This window comes from Acidimicrobiales bacterium (assembly GCA_041394185.1).
In the GTDB taxonomy this organism is placed as follows: domain Bacteria; phylum Actinomycetota; class Acidimicrobiia; order Acidimicrobiales; family Poriferisodalaceae; genus JAAETH01.
Map to the genome: position 1 here is coordinate 1 of JAWKIQ010000002.1, position 22492 is coordinate 22492.

Annotated in this window: 23 protein-coding genes; 10 read left to right on the top strand and 13 right to left on the bottom strand. The window is 64.6% G+C overall.

Annotated elements, in window-relative coordinates; all coding sequences use genetic code 11:
- From R2770_07500 to R2770_07515, 4 genes are all read left to right on the top strand, one after another.
- Positions 1 to 317: hypothetical protein (locus R2770_07500; GenBank protein MEZ5280303.1), on the top strand; the 317-nt coding region annotated here is incomplete at its 5' end.
- Positions 318 to 611: 294 nt separating this feature from the next.
- Positions 612 to 1235 (top strand): hypothetical protein, encoded by a 624-nt coding sequence (locus R2770_07505; protein ID MEZ5280304.1) that lies wholly within the window; start codon positions 612 to 614, stop codon positions 1233 to 1235.
- Between the two features lie 98 nt (positions 1236 to 1333).
- Entirely contained in the window at positions 1334 to 2329 is a 996-nt protein-coding gene (locus R2770_07510; protein ID MEZ5280305.1) for an aminoglycoside phosphotransferase family protein, read from the top strand.
- 168 nt (positions 2330 to 2497) lie between these two features.
- Entirely contained in the window at positions 2498 to 2863 is a 366-nt protein-coding gene (locus R2770_07515; protein MEZ5280306.1) for a hypothetical protein, read from the top strand.
- A 31-nt stretch (positions 2864 to 2894) separates the two neighbouring features.
- On the opposite strand, the gene R2770_07520 is transcribed toward R2770_07515, so the two are convergent.
- Both R2770_07520 and R2770_07525 read right to left on the bottom strand, forming a co-directional pair.
- On the bottom strand, positions 2895 to 3401 hold the full coding sequence (locus tag R2770_07520; protein MEZ5280307.1) for an alpha/beta fold hydrolase: 507 nt from the start codon (positions 3399 to 3401) through the stop codon (positions 2895 to 2897).
- A gap of 11 nt (positions 3402 to 3412) precedes the next feature.
- A complete protein-coding gene (locus R2770_07525; protein ID MEZ5280308.1) occupies positions 3413 to 4222 on the bottom strand; it encodes a metal-dependent hydrolase in 810 nt (269 codons plus the stop codon).
- Positions 4223 to 4430: 208 nt separating this feature from the next.
- Between R2770_07525 and R2770_07530 the strand changes: the two genes are divergently transcribed.
- The 4 genes from R2770_07530 (at position 4431) to R2770_07545 (ending at position 8519) form a co-directional block, all read left to right on the top strand.
- Positions 4431 to 5882: a HAMP domain-containing methyl-accepting chemotaxis protein gene (locus R2770_07530; protein MEZ5280309.1), complete on the top strand. Its 1452-nt coding sequence runs from the start codon at positions 4431 to 4433 to the stop codon at positions 5880 to 5882.
- Positions 5883 to 5905: 23 nt separating this feature from the next.
- Complete coding sequence (locus R2770_07535) at positions 5906 to 6097, top strand: hypothetical protein (protein ID MEZ5280310.1); 192 nt, start codon at positions 5906 to 5908, stop codon at positions 6095 to 6097.
- A 132-nt stretch (positions 6098 to 6229) separates the two neighbouring features.
- The gene (locus tag R2770_07540) at positions 6230 to 7660 is read left to right on the top strand and encodes a DUF2254 domain-containing protein (protein MEZ5280311.1); all 1431 of its coding nucleotides are present in this window, start codon (positions 6230 to 6232) and stop codon (positions 7658 to 7660) included.
- A 10-nt stretch (positions 7661 to 7670) separates the two neighbouring features.
- The gene (locus tag R2770_07545; protein MEZ5280312.1) at positions 7671 to 8519 is read left to right on the top strand and encodes a phytanoyl-CoA dioxygenase family protein; all 849 of its coding nucleotides are present in this window, start codon (positions 7671 to 7673) and stop codon (positions 8517 to 8519) included.
- 15 nt (positions 8520 to 8534) lie between these two features.
- On the opposite strand, the gene thrH is transcribed toward R2770_07545, so the two are convergent.
- The 9 genes from thrH to R2770_07590 form a co-directional block, all read right to left on the bottom strand.
- Entirely contained in the window at positions 8535 to 9161 is a 627-nt protein-coding gene (gene thrH, locus R2770_07550) for a bifunctional phosphoserine phosphatase/homoserine phosphotransferase ThrH (protein MEZ5280313.1), read from the bottom strand.
- Between the two features lie 27 nt (positions 9162 to 9188).
- Positions 9189 to 10490, bottom strand: a complete 1302-nt coding sequence (locus tag R2770_07555; protein MEZ5280314.1) for a PhoH family protein — start codon at positions 10488 to 10490, stop codon at positions 9189 to 9191.
- A 101-nt stretch (positions 10491 to 10591) separates the two neighbouring features.
- Positions 10592 to 11626, bottom strand: a complete 1035-nt coding sequence (locus R2770_07560) for a serine protease (GenBank protein ID MEZ5280315.1) — start codon at positions 11624 to 11626, stop codon at positions 10592 to 10594.
- Positions 11627 to 11708: 82 nt separating this feature from the next.
- Positions 11709 to 13073 (bottom strand): ATP-binding protein, encoded by a 1365-nt coding sequence (locus tag R2770_07565; protein ID MEZ5280316.1) that lies wholly within the window; start codon positions 13071 to 13073, stop codon positions 11709 to 11711.
- A 1-nt stretch (position 13074) separates the two neighbouring features.
- The gene (locus R2770_07570) at positions 13075 to 13767 is read right to left on the bottom strand and encodes a response regulator transcription factor (GenBank protein MEZ5280317.1); all 693 of its coding nucleotides are present in this window, start codon (positions 13765 to 13767) and stop codon (positions 13075 to 13077) included.
- 16 nt (positions 13768 to 13783) lie between these two features.
- Positions 13784 to 14836, bottom strand: a complete 1053-nt coding sequence (locus R2770_07575) for an LLM class flavin-dependent oxidoreductase (GenBank protein MEZ5280318.1) — start codon at positions 14834 to 14836, stop codon at positions 13784 to 13786.
- A complete protein-coding gene (locus tag R2770_07580; protein MEZ5280319.1) occupies positions 14821 to 15957 on the bottom strand; it encodes an ABC transporter substrate-binding protein in 1137 nt (378 codons plus the stop codon). Before R2770_07580 ends, R2770_07575 begins: the two co-directional genes overlap by 16 nt.
- A gap of 23 nt (positions 15958 to 15980) precedes the next feature.
- On the bottom strand, positions 15981 to 16817 hold the full coding sequence (locus R2770_07585; protein MEZ5280320.1) for an ABC transporter permease: 837 nt from the start codon (positions 16815 to 16817) through the stop codon (positions 15981 to 15983).
- The gene (locus tag R2770_07590; protein ID MEZ5280321.1) at positions 16814 to 17626 is read right to left on the bottom strand and encodes an ABC transporter ATP-binding protein; all 813 of its coding nucleotides are present in this window, start codon (positions 17624 to 17626) and stop codon (positions 16814 to 16816) included. The genes R2770_07585 and R2770_07590 overlap by 4 nt, the downstream gene beginning before the upstream one ends.
- A gap of 187 nt (positions 17627 to 17813) precedes the next feature.
- Between R2770_07590 and R2770_07595 the strand changes: the two genes are divergently transcribed.
- Positions 17814 to 19220 carry a globin-coupled sensor protein gene (locus tag R2770_07595; protein ID MEZ5280322.1) on the top strand — a complete coding sequence of 469 codons (1407 nt, stop codon included), beginning with the start codon at positions 17814 to 17816 and terminating at the stop codon, positions 19218 to 19220.
- A gap of 16 nt (positions 19221 to 19236) precedes the next feature.
- The gene (locus tag R2770_07600; protein ID MEZ5280323.1) at positions 19237 to 20487 is read left to right on the top strand and encodes a globin-coupled sensor protein; all 1251 of its coding nucleotides are present in this window, start codon (positions 19237 to 19239) and stop codon (positions 20485 to 20487) included.
- A gap of 20 nt (positions 20488 to 20507) precedes the next feature.
- On the opposite strand, the gene R2770_07605 is transcribed toward R2770_07600, so the two are convergent.
- Together R2770_07605 and R2770_07610 are read right to left on the bottom strand one after the other, a co-directional pair.
- Entirely contained in the window at positions 20508 to 21656 is a 1149-nt protein-coding gene (locus R2770_07605) for a 6-phosphofructokinase (protein ID MEZ5280324.1), read from the bottom strand.
- Between the two features lie 107 nt (positions 21657 to 21763).
- Entirely contained in the window at positions 21764 to 22480 is a 717-nt protein-coding gene (locus R2770_07610; protein ID MEZ5280325.1) for an alpha/beta hydrolase, read from the bottom strand.
- Between the last annotated feature and the right edge of the window lie 12 nt (positions 22481 to 22492).

Below are 22492 nucleotides of genomic sequence, written 5' to 3' on the forward strand. Positions count from 1 at the left end.
TCACAGTCACCGGAGAACGAATCCCGCCCACTGACCGACCGGCATCTGTCGAGGCCAACGGACGCACGATCACGGCAACCATCCATCAGTCGGACACGGATGGCCGCGATGACGCGTCTGCGTCCGCAAGCTGGAACGGCGAGTCACGATTTGCCTGGTTCTATGACTTCCGGGCCGATCCCGATTTCGGACCGGTGATCAACGCGACCATCATCGTGCCCGACTATTTCCCCGCCGGCACCTACGACGCGTGGGTCACTGGAGGCAAAGCCGACCCAGACGTCGATGCAGATCCGATCGCCATCACCATCGAGTGAGTCGGAGGTCTGGAGGTTCGTGGTCCGCCGGCGCTGCACCTGACCCCGCCACCTGCCGCTCAGAGTGATGGACGAAGTGACAGATCGTGACGAAACGCGCCCGCGGGCGCGTTTCGCAACCCACCGTGGCCTAAGCATCACCCAAAGTCACCTGACGCCCTCACAACCAAATCGTCACGAACCCTGGTTCGGTGTCGTCTCCAAAACGTCACCAGGTTCGTTAGCGCTGTCGCGGCCACCGCCGACTAGGTTCCCGCTCCAGCGCCATTCAGGCGCAAACAAGGGGGACCTACCGTGGAAGACACGATCCGGCGATTCTCGCCACTGGCGGGCATTGCGTTCGTGCTGATGATTCCTATCGGCTTCGCGATCGAGGGCGGAACACCCGCAACCGACGACCCCGCGGCCGAGATTCAGCAGTTCTACCTCGACAACGATGCGAAAGTCATCGTCGGGGCGTTCTTCATCATGATGGCCGCAGTCGCTCTGCTGGTGTTCGGAGCGGCGCTCCGCGATCGAATCGCAGACGCAGGAGCCCGCCTGCTGGCTTCGGTGGCCTTCGGCGGCACGATCTTCGGCGCCTCTGCGATTGCAGCGGACTCGGCGTTGCGCTTTTCGCTGGCCGAGTCGGCCGACAAGCTCGACGCCGCCAGCCTGCACAGCATCTTCGCTCTCTTCAACACGTTCTTCTACCCGATCCACGCCGGGGTCGCCGTGTTCGTCGCGGCGACGAGCCTGGCCGCTCTCGACTCGAAGATGCTGCCCACCTGGTTGAGCGGCATTGGCGTGCTCGCCGCGGTGCTCCTGCTGGTCCCCGTCGCAGCAGTGACACTGACGGGCCTGCTCATCGGCATGGTGTGGGTTCTGATCACCAGCATCTTGTTGTTCCGCCGAGGCGCACCGAGCGTCGCTGACTGATCCGAAGGCGAGCGGCTGGGGGTGGCCGTCACGATCCAGGTCCGACCAGGGTCTGCGGGCCTATGCGTTGCGGTTCGGCCACTTCGTAGAGTTGCGGGGTGTTCAACCGTCCGAGCGATCTGTCTGACGATGCCGTGGCCGGGGCGCTTCGGGACGGTTGGGGCATCGACGTCGAAGCGATCGAGTACGCGGCCGTTGGCTTCGGAAGCCACCATTGGCGAGTGGCGTCAACGTCACAACGCTGGTTCGTCACCGTTGACGACCTCGACGCGAGGTTGTTGGGCGACGCCGATTCGCGTTCGGCGGCGCGAGATCGGCTCACGGCTGCACTCTCCACGGCACTCGCGTTGCGATCGGCCGGCTATGAGTTCGTTGTCTCGCCTATGCCCGACAGCTCGGGCCACGTCGCTCAATCGATCGAAGACCGCTTCACAATCGCCGTCTATCCACACATCGAGGGAGCGACGGGTTCGTTCGGGCCTTTCGACAGCACAGGCGACCGACTCGCAGTTGTCGACCTGTTGGCACGACTCCACAGCGCAGACATCGCGGTCCCAGCACGAACCACGGACCACACGATCCCCTGCAGGGATCGGCTCCACGACGCGATGGCCAACTTGTCCGAGCCTTGGTCGACGGGCCCTTTCGCACAGCCCGCCCACGAACTGCTTCGCCAGCACCATCGTTCACTGCGGCGAGCCCTTGCCGCCTACGACGCACTCGTACGAGCAGTCGAAACCGCTGGTAGGCCGCTTGTCATCAGCCACGGTGAGCCACACCGGGGCAACGTCATCGTCACCGCTGGTGGGCCGGTACTCATCGACTGGGACACGACACTCCTCGCTCCGCCCGAGCGCGACCTCTGGAGCCTGATCGACGAAGATCACACCGTTCGATCCCACTACGAGCGAACCGCAGGTCGCGCGTTGAACGACAACGCCCTCCGGCTCTACAGCCTGTGGTGGGACCTCTGCGAGGTAGCCCTTTTCACCCATGACCTGCGCCGACCGCACGAAGACACCGATGACACACGAACGGCGTTGCAAGGTCTCCAGCACCACCTCGATCCAACCCGCTGGACCGACCTGATCTGACCAGGTCTCGCAACGGCAACCGCAGCCGAGCGGGTCCGTCCACGAAGAGTGACCCCGCACACAACGCTCACTGTGAGAGAACGCGCCCGCAGGCGCGAGTAGTGGACCCAGCGTGGTGACGCGAATGCGCTGAGAAGTCTCCTCCGGCCTGACGGGCGATCGCGAGGCGTGCTCGGCCGTCAGCCAGAGGGCGCCGATGTGCTCGGCGATTGCTGCGCTGACCACATCGGGACGCTCGAGGTGCAGGAAGTGGCCGGCGTCGGGAACCTCGACGACCTTCACCCTGAGCGGGTAGTCCTCGCCGATGACAGCGTGGCCATACAGGCGCCGGTCCATGCACCCGTCGTCGGCGCCGTGAAGCACCAATGTCGGCACCGAGATCGTGGCCTGCTCCATAGCAGGGCTGGAGGTGAGGCCGAGCAGCAGCGGTGGTGTGGCGTTCTGGCGGTAGTGCGCGAGGGCAGCCCCTACCACGCCAGGCTGGTCGAAGCCCTCGATGAGCCGCTTGCCCAGTCAGGCTCGCTCTGGGTGTAGCCCGGAGACCAGGTTCTCCAGAGCCGGCGCATCAACCACCAGTCGCCCGCTCTTCAACGCTCGATCCGACACCCACTGGAATCTGGAAGAACGTCATGTACCAAGACCGCAGAACCTGGCGCGGCACCTTCCGAACCGCAGCCGGAACACGGGCAAGCGGCGGAATCGCCAGAGTGGTGAGGGTGTGGAATCGCTCGGGGTGGTAGCCGGCGGCCACATACGAAATTGCCGCTCCCCAATCGTGGCCGACCAGGTGGGCGCGCTCGACGCCGAGCTCGTCGAGCCAGCCGATCACATCGTCTGCGAGAGCCATCAACGACAAGTCGCCGTCTTCTGGTATCGACGAAGGCTCGTAACCCCGCAGCGCAGGCGCCACCACACGAAAGCCGGCGTCGGCCAGCGCACGCAGCTGGTGACCGAACGTCGACGGCGAATCGGGGAACCCGTGCAGACACAACACCAGTGGGGCACCCGGTTCACCCTCGACCAGCGCCGAGAACTCGAGCGACGAAGTCCGCAGTTTCAGCGCGTCAGCCACGTGGCCCGCTCTCAGTCAAGGTCGACTCCGACCAGCGCGCAGACGTCGCGCACGCGGGGCGACAGCTGCACGTTTCGTGGGTCGTACCGGGGCGACAGGGCCTTCAGGGTTCCGGGCAGAGCGCCCGACTTCCAATGCCGCTTGGCCGCGTCGAAGGCCACGCGACGCGTGGTCACCCCCGGCTCGCCGACCTCGTGCCTCAGCACGGTGGCCATGCGCATCAGATAGCCCAGGAAGTGCAGCTGGGCCCGTGATCCGACCGCCACGCGATACGGGTACTTGCCGACTATGCGGTCATAAGCGTCGAAGGTGACGGTGCGGTGTTCGATCTCCTCGGCCAGGTGCCAAGCCATCAGATCGAGCCATCCGGGCGCCGCCGAGGTCGACGACTCGTCGCTCATCGTCGAGCGCGCCAGTGCGAAAGTCATCGCTTCGAACCCCTCGGCGTAGGCCAGGTTGAACGCAAGCGACTTGGTTGCGCTGAAGTGCCGATAGTCGGCGTCGAGGTCGGCTTCCAGAGCCCGCATCTGCTCGGCGCGGCCATCGGTGAGCTGGCTGCGCACGATGTCGTTGATACGGGCGTGGTTCTGGAAGTGTTGCGCTTCCTGGCCCGAGAAGGCCTTCATCTCGGCGGCGAGCTCGGGATCTGCGATCTCTTTGCCGGCCAGCCTCATGGTGCGGATCAGATAGGGCTCGAGGTAAGGGAGGGTGAAAGACAGCGCAACCAGATCGCAGGAGCGACCCGGGTCGTCCGGGTAGGGCATGAGGCCCAGGTCTTCGGGCCAAACAAAGCTAGGACGCCTGACGGTGATGCTCCCCATGGGCAGATGCTAACCAGGCTTCGGCGCCCTTCAGCATCCGCTGGCCTGCCAGCTCGTCGCCGCCCATGCGTTGTCCATTGGCCCGCTGCGGTCGCCGTCATGGAGTTCTGATTACGACGCCGACATCAGATTGACGTCAGATTCGACTTAGGTAAGGCGCTTCAGCCGCCGACGGGCAGGGGGACGTTCCCCTATCCGAGTGAGAGAAATGTCCCTGAAGACCAAGCTGACTCTGGGCGTTCTGGCAATCGCCGTCTTGATCGTCGCACAAGCCTTGCTGATCCGCTCGCTTGCCAACGCGGTGGTCGCCGACATGGACCACGTCGAGAACGTGGCCGTCGAGGGCGCTCTGGTGGGAAACCGCATCAAGTTCGATGTCGTGCAGGTACAGCAGTGGCTGACCGACATCTCGGCCACGCGCGGCCAAGACGGGCTCAACGACGGTTTCGACGTGGCCGCCGAGTTCGCTGCCGACTTCCAACTCGCCACCGAAGAGCTGGAGGCGATACGTCCGGACCTCGCCCCCCAGCTGGCCGAGCTGAGGCTGGTGTTCGCCGAGTATCACTCCGTAGGCATCGAGATGGCTCAGGCCTACATCGACGGCGGCCCAGCCAGCGGCAACCAGATGATGGGACAATTCGACGAAGCCGCGTCGACCATGGGCGAGACCGTGGATGAGCTGGTCGATGACCTGCTCGCCGAGGCCGCCGCCGCCCTCGACGGGGCAGGCGACGACGCCCTCACCGTACGAACGGTGGTGGTGATATCGGCGCTGGCGATCGCCGCTCTGGTCGCCTTGATCGGCATCGTCGTGATCGGCGGAATGCTCCGCCAGCTGCGCAAGGTGACGGCATCGGCAACCCAGATCGCGGCGGGCGACCTGTCGGTCGAACCGCTGCCGGCCCACGATCGCGACGTGCTCGGTCAACTGGCCATGGCCTTCAACGACATGACGTCGATGCTTGGAGCCGCCAGCACCAGAGCTCGCCAGATCGCCGCAGGTGACATCAGCTCACAAAACGACATCCCGGGCGACTTCGGGGCTGCCTTCGGCGCCATGGTCGAGTCGCTGCAGTCGATGGTTGACCGGTTGTCGACCTCATCGACACAGCTGTCGAGTGCCGCCACCGAGCTGACCCGGGTTTCGTCGAGCCTCGGCGAGAACGCCGACAAGACGGCATCCGAAGCCGGAAGCGTCTCGGCGGCAGGTGATGACGTGTCGACCCGCATCGCCACCGTGGCCGCGGCGATCGAGCAGATGCATGCGTCGATCCGCGATGTGTCGACCAGCGCAACGCAGGCATCCGATGTTGCCGGCAGTGCCGTCGAAGTGGCTCAGGCCACGTCGCAGGCCGTCGAGAAGTTGGGTCAGTCGAGCGTCGAGATCGGCCAGGTCATTCAGGTGATCAACACCATCGCCGAGCAGACGAACCTGCTGGCGCTCAACGCCACCATAGAAGCGGCGCGAGCCGGCGAGGCGGGCAAGGGGTTCGCCGTTGTTGCAAGCGAGGTCAAGGAACTGGCAGATCAGACCGCCAAGGCAACACAGAGATCGCCGAGCGCATCGAGGCAATCCAGAGCGATACCGCCGGGGCGGTGCAGGCCAACCTCCAGATCGGCGAGACGATCGATCGGATCAGCGAGATATCGACATCCATAGCCAGCGCGGTAGAGGAACAGACCGTGACCACCGAAGAGATCGGGCGAAACGTTGCCGAGGCGGCGTCGATCACGGTCGAGATCGCGGGCAGCATCAGCGATGTGGCTGCTGCGGCCGAGGACACCAACCGCTCTACCGATGCGACCCGTTCAGCCGCCGCCGAGATGAGCCGGGTGGCCGACGAACTTCGCGAACTGGTCGGACAATATCGCTAGCCCCAACCGTTTGGGGGCGACCGAGGAGGGGTAGACGCCCTCCATGCCAAACATCGTCGAAGCACTAGGAACTGACTTGGCCAGGTCGGTCGCCTCCAGCCGCCAGGAGCGGGCCGACGGGCGGGCGGCCAGGTGACCACGAACTCGAGCGACCGATCGGCCCTATCGCCCGATGGCGGGAGGGTCTCGATCTGGTGGGGCACCTTCGTCGAACGCTTTCGCACCAGCCTCTTCGGCGTGCCCGCGCTGTGGATCGCGGCCGCCGTGTTGGGGTCGTACGCAAGCACCCGTTTGGATCAGGCCGGGACCGGCTGGGAGCTGCCGGGGTTCTTGGACACAACGGTCGCAAGCGCCCGGTCGATCCTCGCCGCGGTCAGCTCGGGCACCATAACGGCCGCCTCGGTTGTGTTCTCGTTGACCCTGGTATCGATACAGCTGTCGACGAGCGCCTACTCGTCGAGGGTGTTGCGCAGCTTTCTCCGCGACCGATTCCAGCAGCACATGATCGGCGTGGTCACCGCCACCTTCTTGTACAGCCTGTTGGTGCTGCGCGAGGTCCGAGGACCGCTGGAGGAGGGCGGCGATGCCTACATCCCCCGCTTCTCGGTATTCATCGCAGTGGTGTTCGCCACGGTCGCGGTGTTGGCGCTGATCGCTTCCATCAGCCATACGGCCCAGCAACTGCGCGTGTCATCGGTTACGCGAGAACTGACCGACGAACTGATCACTCTCATCCACAACCGGCTACCCGAGCCCAGCTCGACCCGCCCAGATTCGAGAGTGACGCTGGCCTCGGCCTCTGTGGCCGACCCGCAACTCGAGCCTCACGAAGTCGAAGATCCCGACGATGCCTCGTTTCGCGGAGCCGTCGTCACCGCTGACAGGCGCGGGTGGGTGCAACAGCTCAGCCTGGCGGCCCTCAGCGGGTGCCTTCCCGAGGGCAGCACGGTGAGGGTCGAGGCCATGGCCGGCGACTACGTCATGCATGGGTCGCCCTTGGCGGTGGTGTGGCCTGCGCCGGATGCCGACTCTGCTCCGGCGATCCAGTCGGCTCTGAGAGGTGCATTCAGCATCGGCGCCGAGCGCACCATGCAACAAGACATCTCGTTTGGAATCATGACCCTCGAGGACGTGGCGGTGAAGGCGCTGTCGCCCGGCGTGAACGACCCCAACACCGCCATCGCGGTGATGACCCAACTGGCCGAGGTGGTGCTGAACATCCTGGAACGAGAGCTGCCCCCGACATCGCTGGAGATCGCCGGTCGACGCATCACCAGCCCCTACTCGGCCAGCAACGCCGACTACGTGAGGGCGGCCTTCGACCAGATCAGGCTCTATTCGCGGGGACAACCTCCGCTGCAGAAGGCACTGGTCGAGGCGATCTCGTCGATCGACCTCGAGCTCGCACGTCGCAGGCGTTCGACCACCGAGGCGCGCGAGGCCCTGCAGTCGATGATCGCCAGCGTCATCGAGGACATGGAGCACGAGTCGCGGCCGGGCACGGGCGACCGCGCTGCCGTTGCCGCGCTTGGCGCTGCGCATCGCCCAACCCCGGCGCCCTAACCTCGAACCCATGGATGTTCCCCGGCTGCACATGACCGACCTGTCCGACGACTCCGGGGTCGATGCGCTGGCCGCGGCACTGCAGGCCGCAGGTTGCGTGGTCATAGAGGCCGCAGCGTCGGCCGACACCATGGACCACATCGCCGCCGAGCTCGCCGAGTACGAACACCTGGGCTCGATCGGTGCCAGCAACTTCGAGGGACACCACACCAGGCGCGTCGGCTCACCTCTCCCCCGGTCGAAGACGTTTCGTTCGATCGCCTTGCACCCGGCGGTGATGGCAGCGGGAGACCTGGTGTTGGGCCACGCCACGTCGTGGAGGTTCTCTGCCGCCGAATACATCCAGATCGGCCCGGGCGAATCTCCCCAGCGCCTGCACAGGGATGCATGGAAGTACGACCGGGTCGACTTCGGCTTCGAGGTAGAGCTGAACGCCATGTGGGCCGTGTCCGACTTCACCGAGGCCAACGGCGCCACCCGCGTAGTGCCAGGAAGCCACCTGGCAGGCAACGACGAGCGCTACTCGACCGACGACACCGTGCCCGCCGAGATGGCAAAGGGTTCGCTGATGATCTACACGGGCACGCTGTATCACGGCGGAGGACCCAACAACTCCGACCAGTGGCGTTGTGGGCTGTCGTTGCAGCACGCCGTTGGGTGGTTGACACAATCGACCAACCAGTTCCTCGAATGCCCACCCGCCCAGGTGACCGACTGGCCAGACGAACTGCTCCGATTCATCGGGTACGCCAAGACCGGCAACGGGCTCGGCTACTGGCGAGACAGCGAAGACCCACTGAAGGCGGTGCACCCGGACCGCGACTTCGAACGAGGTTGGGCCACGGTTCGCCCCGACTGAACCGGTTGCGCCAGATCAGGAGGCGTTGATGACCTGGGTCAACGCACAGAACAGTTCGTCGTAAGTCTCGAACGCGGCCAGATCGCTGCGCTGAGCGACGATCGCCGGAGGCGACCGAAACAGGAAGCCGGCGTCCGCGGCGTCGATCATGTTCAGGTCGTTGAACGAATCGCCCGCGGCGACGACCCGGTAGTTCATCGCCTGAAACCCATGCACGGCCGCCATCTTCTGGTTCTCGATGCGAGGCACGAAGCCGACGATCCGGTCGTCGACGACCTGCAGTCGATGGCACAAGATGGTGGGGAAACCCAGCTTGGCCATCAGCGGGCCGATGAACTCCTCGAAGGTGTCCGACAACAAGACGACCTGGGTAACCGACCGAAGCCGATCGAGGAAGTCCTTGGCCCCATCGAGTGGTTCGAGTTGGGCGATCACGCCCTGAATATCGGACAGGCCCAGCCCCAGACCCGCGAGGGTGTCAATACGACCCTGCATGAGCTTGGCGTAGTCGGGCTCGTCCTTGGTGGTGCGCCTCAGTTCGTCGGCCCCAAACCGGTCGGCGACGGCGATCCAGATCTCGGGAGTCAAGACGCCTTCGACGTCGAGGACGACAACAAACTGTGGTGCGGGCTCGGCGGGCACCGTGCGACTGTAGCCGAGCGCTCGACCTCAGCCGACCCTGCCATCGAGCAAACCAGCAACCAGCGAGGCAATGCGGCTGCGCTCGGAGCGCTGAAGTGTGATGTGGCCGAACAACGGGTCGCCCTTGAGGTGGTCGATGACCGTGGCAATGCCATCGAAGCGGCCGACGCGCAGGTTGTCGCGTTGAGCGACATCGTGGGTTAGCACCACCTTCGAGCCCCGACCCAACCTGGTCAGCGCTGTCAACAAGACGTTGCGTTCGAGGTTCTGGGCCTCGTCGATGATGACGAACGCATCGCTCAACGAGCGGCCCCGGATGTGGGTCAACGGTTGCACTTCCAGCAACCGGCGACCCAACACCTCGTCGATGACGGCGTGGCCGACGATCGACTCGAGTGCGTCGTATACCGCTGCCGCCCAGGGAGACATCTTGTCGGCCTCACTGCCGGGCAAGTAGCCCAGCTCCTGGCCACCCACGGCGAACAGCGGGCGAAACACGATGACCCGTTGTTGCAGGTTGCGCTCAACCACAGCCTCGAGCGCAGCCGCCAAGGCCAACACACTCTTCCCCGTGCCGGCGCGACCACCCAAGCTGACGATGCCCACCTCCTGGTCGAGCAGAAGGTCCATGGCCAGATGCTGCTGGCTCGATCGGGGATGCATGCCGAACAGCTCGTGCGAAGGACGAACCAGGTGCACCCGCTTGTCGTCGCGCACCCGGCCCAACGCCGACTGCGAGCCGTTGGCCAGCACCAATCCAGCGTTGCACGGAAGATCACGGGCCTGGTCGAGGTCGACCGAGCCGACGTCGTACAACTCGTCGATCGTGTCCGAATCGACTACGAGGTCGACATAGCCGGTCCAGTGGTCGTCGTCGACCTCGGCCTCGCGGTATTCCACCGCCTCGATTCCCACAACCCCAGCCTTCAGCCGCAGGGGCAGATCCTTCGACACCAACACCACCGACTCGCCATCCACCCGCGACAGGTGGTTCGCGACCGACAGGATTCGGTGGTCGTTGCTGTCGACGCGAAACGCTGCAGGCAGGGCGCCAGTGTCGGTGTGGTTCAACTCGACTCTCAGCGTTCCGCCCTGTTCGTTCACCGGAAGGTGCTCGAGCAGCGAACCGTGTTCGACCCGCAACTCCTCTAGTGCTCGAAGGGTTCGTCTGGCCGCCCATCCCAGGTCGGGGTGGTGGCGCTTGCCCTCCAACTCGGTCAGCACCACCAGCGGCAACACCACATGGTGCTCGGCAAACCGCTGAAGGGCCGTGGGGTCGGCGAGCAGAACAGAAGTGTCGAGCACGTAGGTGCGCCTGGATTGGGTCATCGGGCAGAGGGCTCCGTCGATCTGGGCTGTGTGCACAAGTCGAACAGACTTGGGTGAACGTACGGCGTCGTCTGCGTGACTTGTGGGTTAGGGGCAGATGATCACCAGCCCTCCCAGCCACACTCATGATCCCATTCGTCCTCGAAGCCCCACTCGTCCTCGAAGCCCCACTCGTCCTCGAAGCCCCACTCGTCCTCGAAGCCCCACTCGTCCTCGAAGCCCCACTCGTCCTCGAAGCCCCACTCGTCCTCGTCACCCCAGTCATCCTCGTAGTCCCAGTCGTCCTCATGACCCCACTCGTCCGAGCCTGAATCGGGCGCGTCGATCGGCTGGGCCTGCCCGTCGTTCACGAAGTCGGCGAACGCGGCCACCTCGGTGTAGACACCCGGGCTGGCGCCGCCGCATTCCTCTCCCCAGCTGACGATGCCTACCAGCCGTGGCCCGTCGTCGGTCTGAACGACCAGAGGACCTCCGGAGTCGCCATAACACGAGTCGGCACCAGTACCTCCGGCGCACACCTCGAGTGCACCCTCAGCACCGACCTGTCGCTCACAGACCGCATCTGGGACGATCGGTATCTCTGCGCCCCGCAAGACCGACGGCTCGGCCTCGTCCCACTCCGACGTCGCTCCCCAGCCGCTCACGTAGGCGGTGGATGCTCGGGCCAGATCCGCGCCGTCGCCCAGCTCGATCGCTGCCACAGAATTGCCGAACCGCAGATCGGTGCCCAAGGTCAACACGGCTATATCGCCCAGTTCGGTGCGTTGGGAGTCGGGATGAGCTGCAATCGCCGACACCGGAACCCGCTGCCCATCGCGGCCCTCGACACGGTCGACACCAGCTACGACGGTGAGGTCACCGGCGGTGAGGCCCTCGACACAATGGGCTGCGGTCACGATCTTGTCGGCGGCAACGATCGAACCGCCGCAGAAGTGGCCCTCGTCATCTTGCAGCGACACCTGCCAGGGCACGCTGTCGATGGAAATCTCCTGCCCCTGCACGATCGCGCCAGCGGGCTCGGCCCAGGCTCGAACGAACCCGGGCCCGGCGAGGGCCAGCATCAATATGGCCAAGAAGCCGGCGCTGACCGATTGGCGATGGCATCGCATCTGCCTGGTATGGATGGTCTTCGACATTTCTTCTCTCCTTCGAGTTGAACGGAGAGACGAGTGTCGATGAGCGATCTGGACTGATGCTGAACGAACCTGAACGTGCCGTTCAGCCAGCCGTCGGCAGTTCGATCACAAACCGGGCGCCGCCAAGACTCGACTCGTCGACCCACACGGCGCCTCCGTGGGCCTCGACCAGTTCGCGTACCAACGCCAAGCCAAGCCCAGCCCCTCCGGCTTCTCGAGACCTGGCCTCGTCGAGCCGAACGAATCTCTCGAAGACGGCTTGCCGCTGTGCAACGGGCACACCCGGACCATCGTCTTCGACGACCAGCCGTACGACCCCGTCGGCCTCGGCGAGCGAGCACGAGATGGCGGCGTCGTGGTGGCGCACAGCGTTCGCCAACAGGTTCTCGACACAGCGCAGAAGCTGATCTCTTTCGCCGCGAACGATGGCCGGCGCGACCGACCCGACATCGACCATGACCCCCCGGGTCGACACAGCCGCCGCGGCGTCGAAGACGACGTCGTCGAGATCGACCACCGGCGACGACGGCCGGTCGGCTGGGACGGCGTCGAGCCGCGCCAGCGCCAATAGGTCGTCGACCATGCGCCTCATTCGGTCGGTCTCGTTTGTCAGCACTGCTGCTGTGGCTTGCCAGTCGGCCACGCCCAGGTGGGCATTGTCGACGTCGAGTTGGGCAGCCATGACCGACAGCGGGCTGCGCAGTTCGTGGGCGACATCGGCAGAGAACCGACGCTCCCGCTGGCGCGCGGCGCTCAGTCGGTCGAGCATCGAGTTCATCGTGCGACCCAGGCGAGCGACCTCGTCGCGCGTCTCGGGAACCGCCACGCGGCGGTCGAGGTCAGACTCTGCGATATCGGCGACCTGCGACCGCATGCGCTCGACCGGTTTCAAGGCTCGCCCAGCCAACACCCATGCCAGGAGCCCCGCAAGGCCTGACAGCACCGGAACGGACCCGAAAGCCAGACGATCGACCCGCGACGTCGTGCGGTCGAGGCCGTCGAGTGTTCTCGCCACGACAACCAGTTCGTCTCCGGTCTGGAGATCTGCGGCGACCAGACGCATGTTGTCTGCGCCGACGACCAGCGACAAAGAGTCGAGGCTGGCGTCTACGGGCTCCCCGACAAGAATCGCTCCGGTCGGATCCGACAGGGCGTCGAGGATCTCGTTCGGGTCGGGTGAAACATCGTTGTGGATCTCCAGGACCGGGGCGTCACCGAACTCGATAACCCCCACGAAGGTCTCCTCGTCGCCCGGGAACGATGCGTTGGACAACTCGTCGGACAGGTCGATGCCGTCGGCGACGTCGAAGGCCCGGTTGAAGATCGTGGTATCCACCTCGTCGAGCAAGCTGTCGGACAAAACCCACCCCAGGGCGTAAGCGGCCAGCGCCAAGACTGGTGCAGTGACGAGGACCGCGACCAGCGTCAGGCGGATCCTCACGGACACTTCAGCCCCGACCTCTGGAATCATCGCAGAGGCGATAGCCGACTCCACGAACCGTCTCGAGCGACGACCGGTCGAATGCGGTGTCGATCGCCGCGCGAATTCGCGAGACATACACCTCGACGATGTTCGGATCGCCCGCGAACTCGGGCCCCCACACCTGATCGACGATCTGGGACTTCGGCACGACCAGGTCTCGTTGCCACATCAGATACTCGAGCACAGCCATCGCCCTCGGCGACAACTCGATCTCGGTATCACCCCTGAACACCCGCCTGGCACCGCAATGGAATCGAAGGTCGCCGACCTCTAGTACATCGCCAGCCGAAGCAACGATTGCAGAACGACGAATCAAGGCCCTGACCCTGGAAAGCAGAATCGGATAGCGAAACGGCTTCTTCACGTAGTCGTCGGCGCCGCTCTCGAGGCCTTCCAGTTCGTCGTACTCGCCGTCCTTGGCGGTGAGCATCAAGATCGGCGTGTGAACGCCCTGTCGTCGCAGGGTCGAGCAGACCTCGTAGCCACTCATGGCCGGCAGCATCAGGTCGAGCACGATCACCGCGTAGTCGTTCGTAAGCGCCAGCTCGAGGCCACTTGGACCGTCGAATGCCAGGTCGACGACGAAACCATCGGCGTTGAAGCCGCGGCGAAGTGCCTCTGCGATACCGGATTCGTCCTCGACCACCAGCAGCCGCATCGTCAGATCCTACGGATCATGGGCGAGACAACGCCGGAAGCACTTCGGTGGCCATCAACTCCATCTGTTCGGCGAGGATGTGTGGCGGCACCCCGCCGCCGTCGAACAAGAAGATGTGCCTGCTGAGGCCCAGCTCGTCGTCGATGCCGCGGATGCGTTCCGCGACCTCGGCCGGGCTGCCACAGATGGCTGGGCCTTCGATGAGATCGTCGAAGCCGGTGGGGCGACCAAACGAACGCCGCAGCGACAGCGCGAAATCGCGATAGTTCTCGAGGTACGGACGCCAGCGTTTGCGGGCCAGCTGGCTGGTCTGGGCGACGTGCACATAGCTCGGAAACCCGACCTCGGCAGGCCCGCTGTGTCGAGCCTCGACGCGCTTTTGCCGGTAACGCTCGACGATTTCGACATAGTCGGACGGCCAACGAAACAAGCTGGGCAGGAACAGGGGCAGATCGAGCGAGGCCGCCAGATCGGCCGAGGTGTTGGACAATCCGCCACCGATCCAGATCATGTCGTGGGGTTCTTGAACCGGTCGAGGTTCCAGACGAACCGCGTCGAGCGGGGTGCGGTAGTTGCCGGCCCATGTCACCTGGTCCTCGGTGAACAGTCGCAGCAGCAGGCGCAGGTACTCCTCGAAGCGTGGCCTCAGAGCGTCGAAATCGGAGATGCCGAAGGCGTGCGCCGTGCGCTCAGACACACCGCGGGCGAACGTGACCTCGGCCCTGCCGGCCGACAAGACGTCGAGGGTTGCCAGCTGCTCGGCCCGGCGGACCGGATCGGAGTTGGCCAGCAGGGTCACCGAAGTGCCCAACCTGATGTGGCTGGTGACAGACGCCGCTGCGGCCAGCACCATCTCGGGCGAGGACAAGATGTAATCGGCGAAATGGTGCTCGCCTACGCCGAAGAAGAAGAAGCCCGCCTGCTCGGCGGCTGCCGCGGCGTCGACCACGCCGCGCAGGCGTTCGACCTGGGTTGGCTTGTGCCCACCGACCGGATCCGCGAGCAGATCTGCAAACGACAAGACGCCGTATTCGGTCACTCCAGCCTCGGCTCTCAGAGGTTCTCCCACTCGACGACCTCGGTGCCGTCATAGACACCCTCGGCCAGACCCACGGCGATCATCGACTGCCAGTCGGGCACTTCGTCGAACACACCGACCTCGGTCAACAACTCGATCTCGGCCCCAAGGCGTTCGGTGTCGAGCAGGCCTGGACCTTGTCCGGCAGGTGTCGTAGCGAGCACCAGGTCGCTCTCGGTGATCCAGCGGAACCCCTCGCCCTCGGTCGAGAAGAAGAACGGGTTACCGGCCGCATCGATTCGCTCGAAAGCAAAGCCGACCGCCATCTCGGGGTTGTCGACAGCGAAGGCGAACCCCTTGAAAGCGGCACGCAGAAAGTCTTCCACCGCTGTGGGGTGTGAGTTCAAGAACTCGGAGCTGGTGAAGAACACGGCAAAGGAGGCAGGCACATCAAAATCGAGCGGGTCGAATACCCGGTACTCGACCCCGGCCGCGTCCAGTTGCGCAGGCTCGTTGCTCTTGTAGACCGGCAACGCGTCGATTCCGAGCGCCAGATGGGCAACCGGGTCGAAACCGTCGAGCAGGGGCTCAGACAGGCTCGAACGTTCGACCCCGGCAATTCCGAGCATCGCCTGGAGCGAATACGGCAGATCGCCCTTGATGCCAACCGTTGCGCCCTGCAGGTCCGCGAGTTCGACGATGTCGCTGTCGGCCGGAACCACGAGCTCTTCGATGGCGGTCTTGCCATATTGGGCTATGGCCACCAGGTCGGCGCCGCCCTGAACGTTGGTGTTGACCAGCTCACCGAACGAGCCGGCCGAACTGAGCTGGGCCCCTCCGGAGGCGACTAGGGCCCCGTTGCCCGGCGCAAACGACGGCTGGATCTCGACGTCGAGGCAGTAGTCGTCGAAATAGCCCTCGGCATCGGCGACGATGACGTCCAGTATCGAAGCCGCGGCGGCGAAATCGAACGACGACAAGTAGGTGATGGTGCCCGCATCGCGGTTGGCCTGGCATCGATCGGCCAGCACCTGTTCTTGGGAACCTGCTGTGGTGTCGGCGACTGTGGTGCTGGCGCTGGTGTCGGACGAATCGTCGCCACACGACACCGCCACGACCGCCAGGGCGAGAATGGCCGACGCGATACGGAACCACTGGGTTCGAGAATTCAACTGCTTCTCCGTTGGTGGGCTGGTCAAAGGGTTGCCTGAGATTCGTGCCAGCGCAAAAGGCGTCGCTCTAGCGCCATCACCGCCAACGTCAGGGCGATGCCGATGAACGCCAGTGTGAACACGCTGCCCCAAAGCTGGTCGACCAGGCTACGGGCCTGAGCGACGCGGGCCTGATAGCCCAAGCCGCGTATCGAACCGCCGTAAAGCTCGCCGACAACAGCGCCGACCAGTGCCAGGCTCACACAGATGCGGGCTGCTGCGAACAGCGCGGGCAGGGCGTGCGGCAGCCGAAGGTGCCACAGGATCTCGCGCCGGCTCGCGTTGACCGACCGCATCACCTCGAGGGTGTCGCGGTCGACGCTGCGCAGACCTGTGTGCGCGTTGGCCACGAAGGGAACGAAGGTGAACAGGGCCGCAACGAGGATCTTGGGCATGGGGCTGAAACCGAACCACAGCAGGAACACCGGCGCCAGAACCACGACAGGAGTCGACTGGATGAGCACGATCACCGGCATCGTTGCCCGCTCGGCGAAGCGCGAGTGAGCCATCAGCGTGGCCACCACCAGGGCGGTTATCAGGGCCAGGAAGTAGCCGATGAGCGCTTCGCGCAATGTCACCCAGCCGTTTGACGCATAGAACGACGGGAACTCGAAGACATGGTCGAGCACTCGCGACGGTGCTGGAAGTGTCAAAGGCGTGACGTCGGCGGCCCTGACGTAGATCTCCCATCCGCCGAACAACAGTGCCAACCCCGAAACGGGTGCCAGATAGCGCAACACAGGCGAGCGCGCTTCGCCATTGTCGGGAACCGCTTCTGAGTGACCATCGACTCCCAGATTGGGGTGCGGCAGAGCGCTCAACCTGCGGGCCTCCGCTTGTCGGCATCGACCGCCTGGTGCAGTGCGGCGCGCAGCTCGGCGGCCAACGCGTGGAAGTGGCCCGCATCTTCGAGGCCATGTTCGCGAGGACGGGCCAGGTCTATGTCGAGCTCGGTAAAGACCCGACCGGGGCGACTGGTGAACACCACGACGCGGTCAGACAACAGGATCGCTTCTTCGATCGAGTGGGTCACGAACAACACCGTGGCACGCGTGTCCCGCCACAAGTCAAGGAGCAGGAACCGCATGTCGGAACGGGTTATCTCGTCAAGCCCGGCGAAAGGTTCATCCATCAACAGGATCGGAGGCCTGAGCGCAAAAGCACGCACCAAGGCGACGCGCTGTTGCATTCCGCCCGACAAGGCCGCAGGCAACACGTCGGCGAAGGGTGCCAGACCAACCGACTCGAGCAGGTCGTCGATCTCTTCGTCGCCGACCGCTCCCCTGCCCTGACCCTTGTTCAACGAACCCAGAAGGGCGACGTTCTCGCGAACGGTGCGCCAAGGCAGCAAGGCCGGGGTTTGGGGCACCAGCCCGAACCTCTTCGAGGCTCGACCGGCGGCCGGAGATTCGCCGGCCACTTCGATGGACCCGCGATCGGGCTCGAACAAGCCTCCGACGAGCCGCAGGAACGTCGACTTTCCGCATCCGCTGGGCCCGATGATGCTGACGAACTGGCCCGCCGCGATTTCGAGATCGAGTGCTGACAGGGCGCGCGTGCGATGGCCGTGTGCCGTGTAGGTCTTGCCCACACCCACTGCCTTCAAGATCGTGTGCTCGGCGCCGGTCACCCCGCGAGCATGCCAGTTCTGGCACCGACATCCGACAACGGGTGCCCATGTGAAATTGTCCACTTCACTGGCGCCAACAGCGGTCGACAGCCCAGACGATGAGGTCGCCGTCGCGAACAAGAGGGCGTCGTTGCGGCAACCGGCCTCATCCACACGGTTGTTTCGCCCTCGAGTGGCAAGGCAGAAGATGCACAACCTCGACGCGATCCACTTCGGCATCAACGAGTCGAACCTCAGCAGGCGACGCGAGTTCGTACGCCTGACGGCCGAAGACGCAGTCACGCTCAAGGAGATGATCCCTTGGGCCCAAGACCACGCCAGCGCGATCGCACGCGACTTCTACGACTGGCAGTTCTCGTTTCGCCCCACCGCGCGATTCTTCAGCGAGTTCGCCGAAAAGCGTGGCGTTTCGGTCGGCGACCTTCGCCGCAACCTCGAGAAGGCCCAGGCCGAGTACCTGGTCGAGGTCTTCACCGGCGCCGAGACCGAGTGGGGCCTTGCCTACTTCGAGAAGCGCCTGAAGGTCGGTGTCGTTCACGACCAGATCAACCTTCCGTTCAAGTGGTATGTCGGCTCCTATGCCGAGTATCGGCGTCTGGTGCGTGAGGCCTTGCTGCGAGACTTCGTGTCTGCGCCGGCTCCAGCAGCGAAGAAGGGGACCGAGGCACCCGACCGTGCCGCGCAGTACGAGATGGTCGAGCGGGTCATGGCTTCGGTCGAGAAGGTGTTCAACCTCGACCTGCAGGCGATCGGCGATGCATTCATCGGGGCGACGCTTGAATCGGTGGGGCTCAACGTTGGCGACGTCGTTGCGTCGGCCGAAAGCGACCGGCTCGAGCACCTCGACCAGGTCAAGCAATGGAGCCAGATCCTGCTGTCGCAGGCCCAGGCACTTGCCAGCGATGTGATGGACAGTGCAGTTCTGGGCGAAAGGGTGCCGGGCACCATCGGCAACGGGTTCGCCGGTGTGGTGGCAAAGGTTCAGGCCGTCGCAGGATCTGTCACCTCGGTGTCGGAGAACATCGATTCGCTCGCCGCCGCAGGTGAGGAACTGACCGTGACCGCGAGCGAGATTGCCAACCGCAGCCGAGACATCTCGCGCCGCGCCGGCGACGCAGTGGCCATCGCCGACGAGGCGAGCCATGCGGTCACCCGCCTGGACGACAGCAGCGAAGAGGTCGGCAAGGTGGTCGAGTCGATCGCTTCGGTGGCCAACCAGACGAACATGCTGGCCCTGAACGCAACCATCGAAGCCGCCCGCGCGGGCGAAGCGGGTAAGGGATTCGCTGTCGTCGCCAGCGAGGTCAAAGAACTCGCCAACCAGACGGCGGCGGCAACGGACGAGATCGACGCCAAGATCAGGCGCATCCGCGACGAGATCTCGAACGCGGTGAATCTGATCTCGTCGATCGTCGAACACGTTCGCCACGTGAACGACAGTCAAGACGCAATGTCGTCGGCCATTGGCCACCAGACAAACGCCGTGGAGGAACTGGGCCGAAATCTGCTGGCGGTCTCTGACGCCGCTGCCGAGATCAGGGCGCAGGTTCAGATGGACTCCGGGCTGCCTCGCGGCCACTACACGCTCACCTGATCAGGGCAGGTTTCACATGCAAACGCCGAACTGTGATCGATTTCAGATCTCCGCCGAGAGCCTGGCAGCCAGGCGCGACTTCATCGGCTTGGGCGCCGACGACGCGAAGGTCATCGCGAGACTCATTCCGTGGGCTGAGCAGCACGCCCCGATTCTCGCCAAGAGGTTCTACGACTGGCAGTTTGCATTCGAGGCGACAGCCACCTTCTTCCGCAACTACGCCAGGCAGGCCGGTGTCTCTGTGGCCGAGCTCCGCAACGGCCTGGAGGCCGCGCAGGCCAACTATCTGGTCGAGGTGTTCACCGGCGCCACCAGCGGGTGGGACATCGAGTACTTCGAGAAGCGCCTGCGGATCGGTGTTGTCCACGACCACATCAACCTGCCGTTCAAGTGGTACATCGGCTCGTACGCCATGTGGCGGGTGCTGGTGCACGAGGAACTGATGCGTTCGGCTCGATCGTCGGAGGCCTGGCACAACCCGATGCGCCTGGTGCGCCGGCGGGGTTGGGTCGACGACGCAATGCTCGCCATCGACAAGGTCTTCAACCTCGACCTGCAGGCCGTTGGCGACTCGTTCATCGGCTCTACGGTCGAAGCGCTGGGGTTCAGCCTCGAGTCGATCACGCCCGCTCCGGGCTCGGACTGCTTCGATCACCTGGGAGCCATCAAGGACGAGATCAAGGCGGTGTCGATATCGGTCAGCACCGTGACCGAGGGCATCGAATCGCTGGCAGCCGCCACCGAAGAGCTGAACGTCACCGCCAAGGAGATATCGGGTCGAAGCCACGAGATCTCAGATCTGGCGGCCGACGCTGCCGCCACCGCCGGACAGGCCAACAGCACCGTAAACCGCCTGGACGAAAGCAGCGAGGAAGTCGGCAAGATCGTCGAGTCGATTGCCTCGGTGGCAGACCAGACCAACATGCTGGCCCTCAACGCGACCATCGAAGCTGCCCGCGCCGGCGAAGCCGGCAAGGGATTTGCCGTGGTGGCCAGCGAGGTCAAGGAACTGGCCAACCAAACTGCCAAGGCCACCAACGAGATCGAGAGCAAGATCAGGCGCATTCGCGACGAGATCTCGGCCGCCGTCGGCCTGATATCGGAGATCGTCGACAGGGCCAACCGGGTGAACGACGCCCAGGACTCGATGAGCTATTCGGTCGACAACCAGGCGGGCGCGGTCGACGAGTTGGCGCGCAGCCTGAACACGGTGTCAGACGCCGCCACCGACATCAGAGATCGCCTGAACACCTCGGGCCGTCTCTGACCTGGATCAGCTGAAGCGGCTCAGTAGAGGAACATCGGCTTGCCACCCACGTGGCGAACCTTGGGCCGATACCCGTTGAGGTCGTAGAACTCGCCCACGTCGACACGCTTCACGCCCTCGCCGGTGACGCTGACGGGCACGCTGGTGTAGGTGCCCGACCGCAGTGCAACCATGCGGCCCGACGTTCCCTCCAACGCCAGATCGGCCGCCATGACCGCGTAGTTGGTTGCCACCATCAGGTCGAGGCTGTCGGGACGGCCCGAACGCATCAGGTAACCGAGTTCCTGAAGGATGATGTTCTCGCCCGTGATGGCCTTTAGCGCCTCACCCGTGGTGCGCCCGATGCCGCCAAGCTTGCGGTGTCCGTAGGCGTCGGCTTCGCCGCTGAGGTGAACCTCGCCACCTTCGATGGCTGCCCCTTCCGACACCGTCAGCATGGCGTAGTTGCTGGGGTTGGCGGCCTTGTCCTTCATGATCAGCGATGCCAGCTTCTCGACATCGAAGGGAACCTCGGAGATGAGGGCCCGGTCGACACCAGCCAGATAGGCGGTGACCAGCGAGGTCTCGCCCGAGTAGCGCCCGAACAGCTCGATGACGGCGATGCGCTCGTGTGACCCGGTGCTGGTGCGCAGGTTGTGGATGAACTCGACACCGCGAGACACCGCAGTCGAGAACCCGATGCAGTAATCGGTGCCGTGGACGTCGTTGTCCATCGTCTTGGGGATGGCGACAACGGGAACTCCCTCGTTGTGCATGCGCAACCCGTAGGACAACGTGTCGTCGCCGCCGATGGGCAACAAGGCGTCGATGCCGAGCTTGTCGAGCACCGAGATGACGTGTGGGGTCACATCGTGTATCTGCTCGGGGTCGCGGCCCTCGGCAAGATGGTCGGGCAGGTCTGATCCCTTGACCTTGGCCGGGTTTGTGCGAGAGGTGTGCAGGAAGGTGCCGCCCGTGCGGTCGACGGTGCGAACACGCCCCGCGTCGAGAGCGACGATGTTGTGTTCGATGCTGGCTGCATCGTCTGGGTTGCAGTCGACCAGCCCACCCCAGCCTCGACGGATACCGACTATCTCCGACCCGGCCTCGAGGATTCGGTTGGCTGCGGCCTTGATGCATGGGTTGAGACCGGGAACGTCGCCGCCGCCGGTGAGAATTGCCACTCGCACGAGATCACTCTCTTCCTGAATTCGATAGCGCGATGTTGGGCACGAACGCCTGACCGGCCCAAGCGTAGAACGCTGCAAGCGCTTCCAGGATGAAAATAGGGTTTACATCAGCTGGACTCTGCCAGAGCCAGCAGGATCGAGGCCAGATCGTCGGGGTGGGTGAAGGGCACCAGGTGATGGGTGGCGATCTCGTGCAGGGTCCACGACTTCGACGCCCGCGCGTGGGCCGCGGCCCGCCAGAACGCCGAGCCCCCATCCTCGCCGGGATCGGCCGTCGCCTTGATGTAGGTCAGCGAAAACGGCCACTGCTCGAGCGGCATGCTCAGCCCGACCGGCTCGGTGAAAGTTCGCGCCGGCTGGTGCGTACGCCGCTGATCGGACCACTGCATCTCGTCCGGGTCGTCCATCTGGCGCGGCCGCGGGGGCACCAGCCAATCGGCCCCCAGGTGAATGCGTCCTCGGCCTGGGTTGCCCACCAGATCGTTTACCGACTGGCCGTCGCCGGGTACGAACGCGTCCAGATAGACGAGGTGGTCGACCCGATCGCCGATGTGGTCGAGTGCACCCGTGACGACCATGCCCCCGTACGAGAAGCCCAGCAGCACCACGTTGTTCAGGTCTTCGTACAGGACCGTGTTCACGACGTCCTGGACGTGGGTCGACAACGAAACGCTGGGGTTGGTCAGATGCGACCGTTCACCTATGCCCGTGAGGCTGGGTGTGAACACCTCATGTCCCGCACCCCACAACAGTGGGCGCACCTTTCTGAAGCCGTAGGAACCACCCCAGGCTCCGTGAACGAGGACTATCGGACGGTTGACCATGACCCGAGTCTT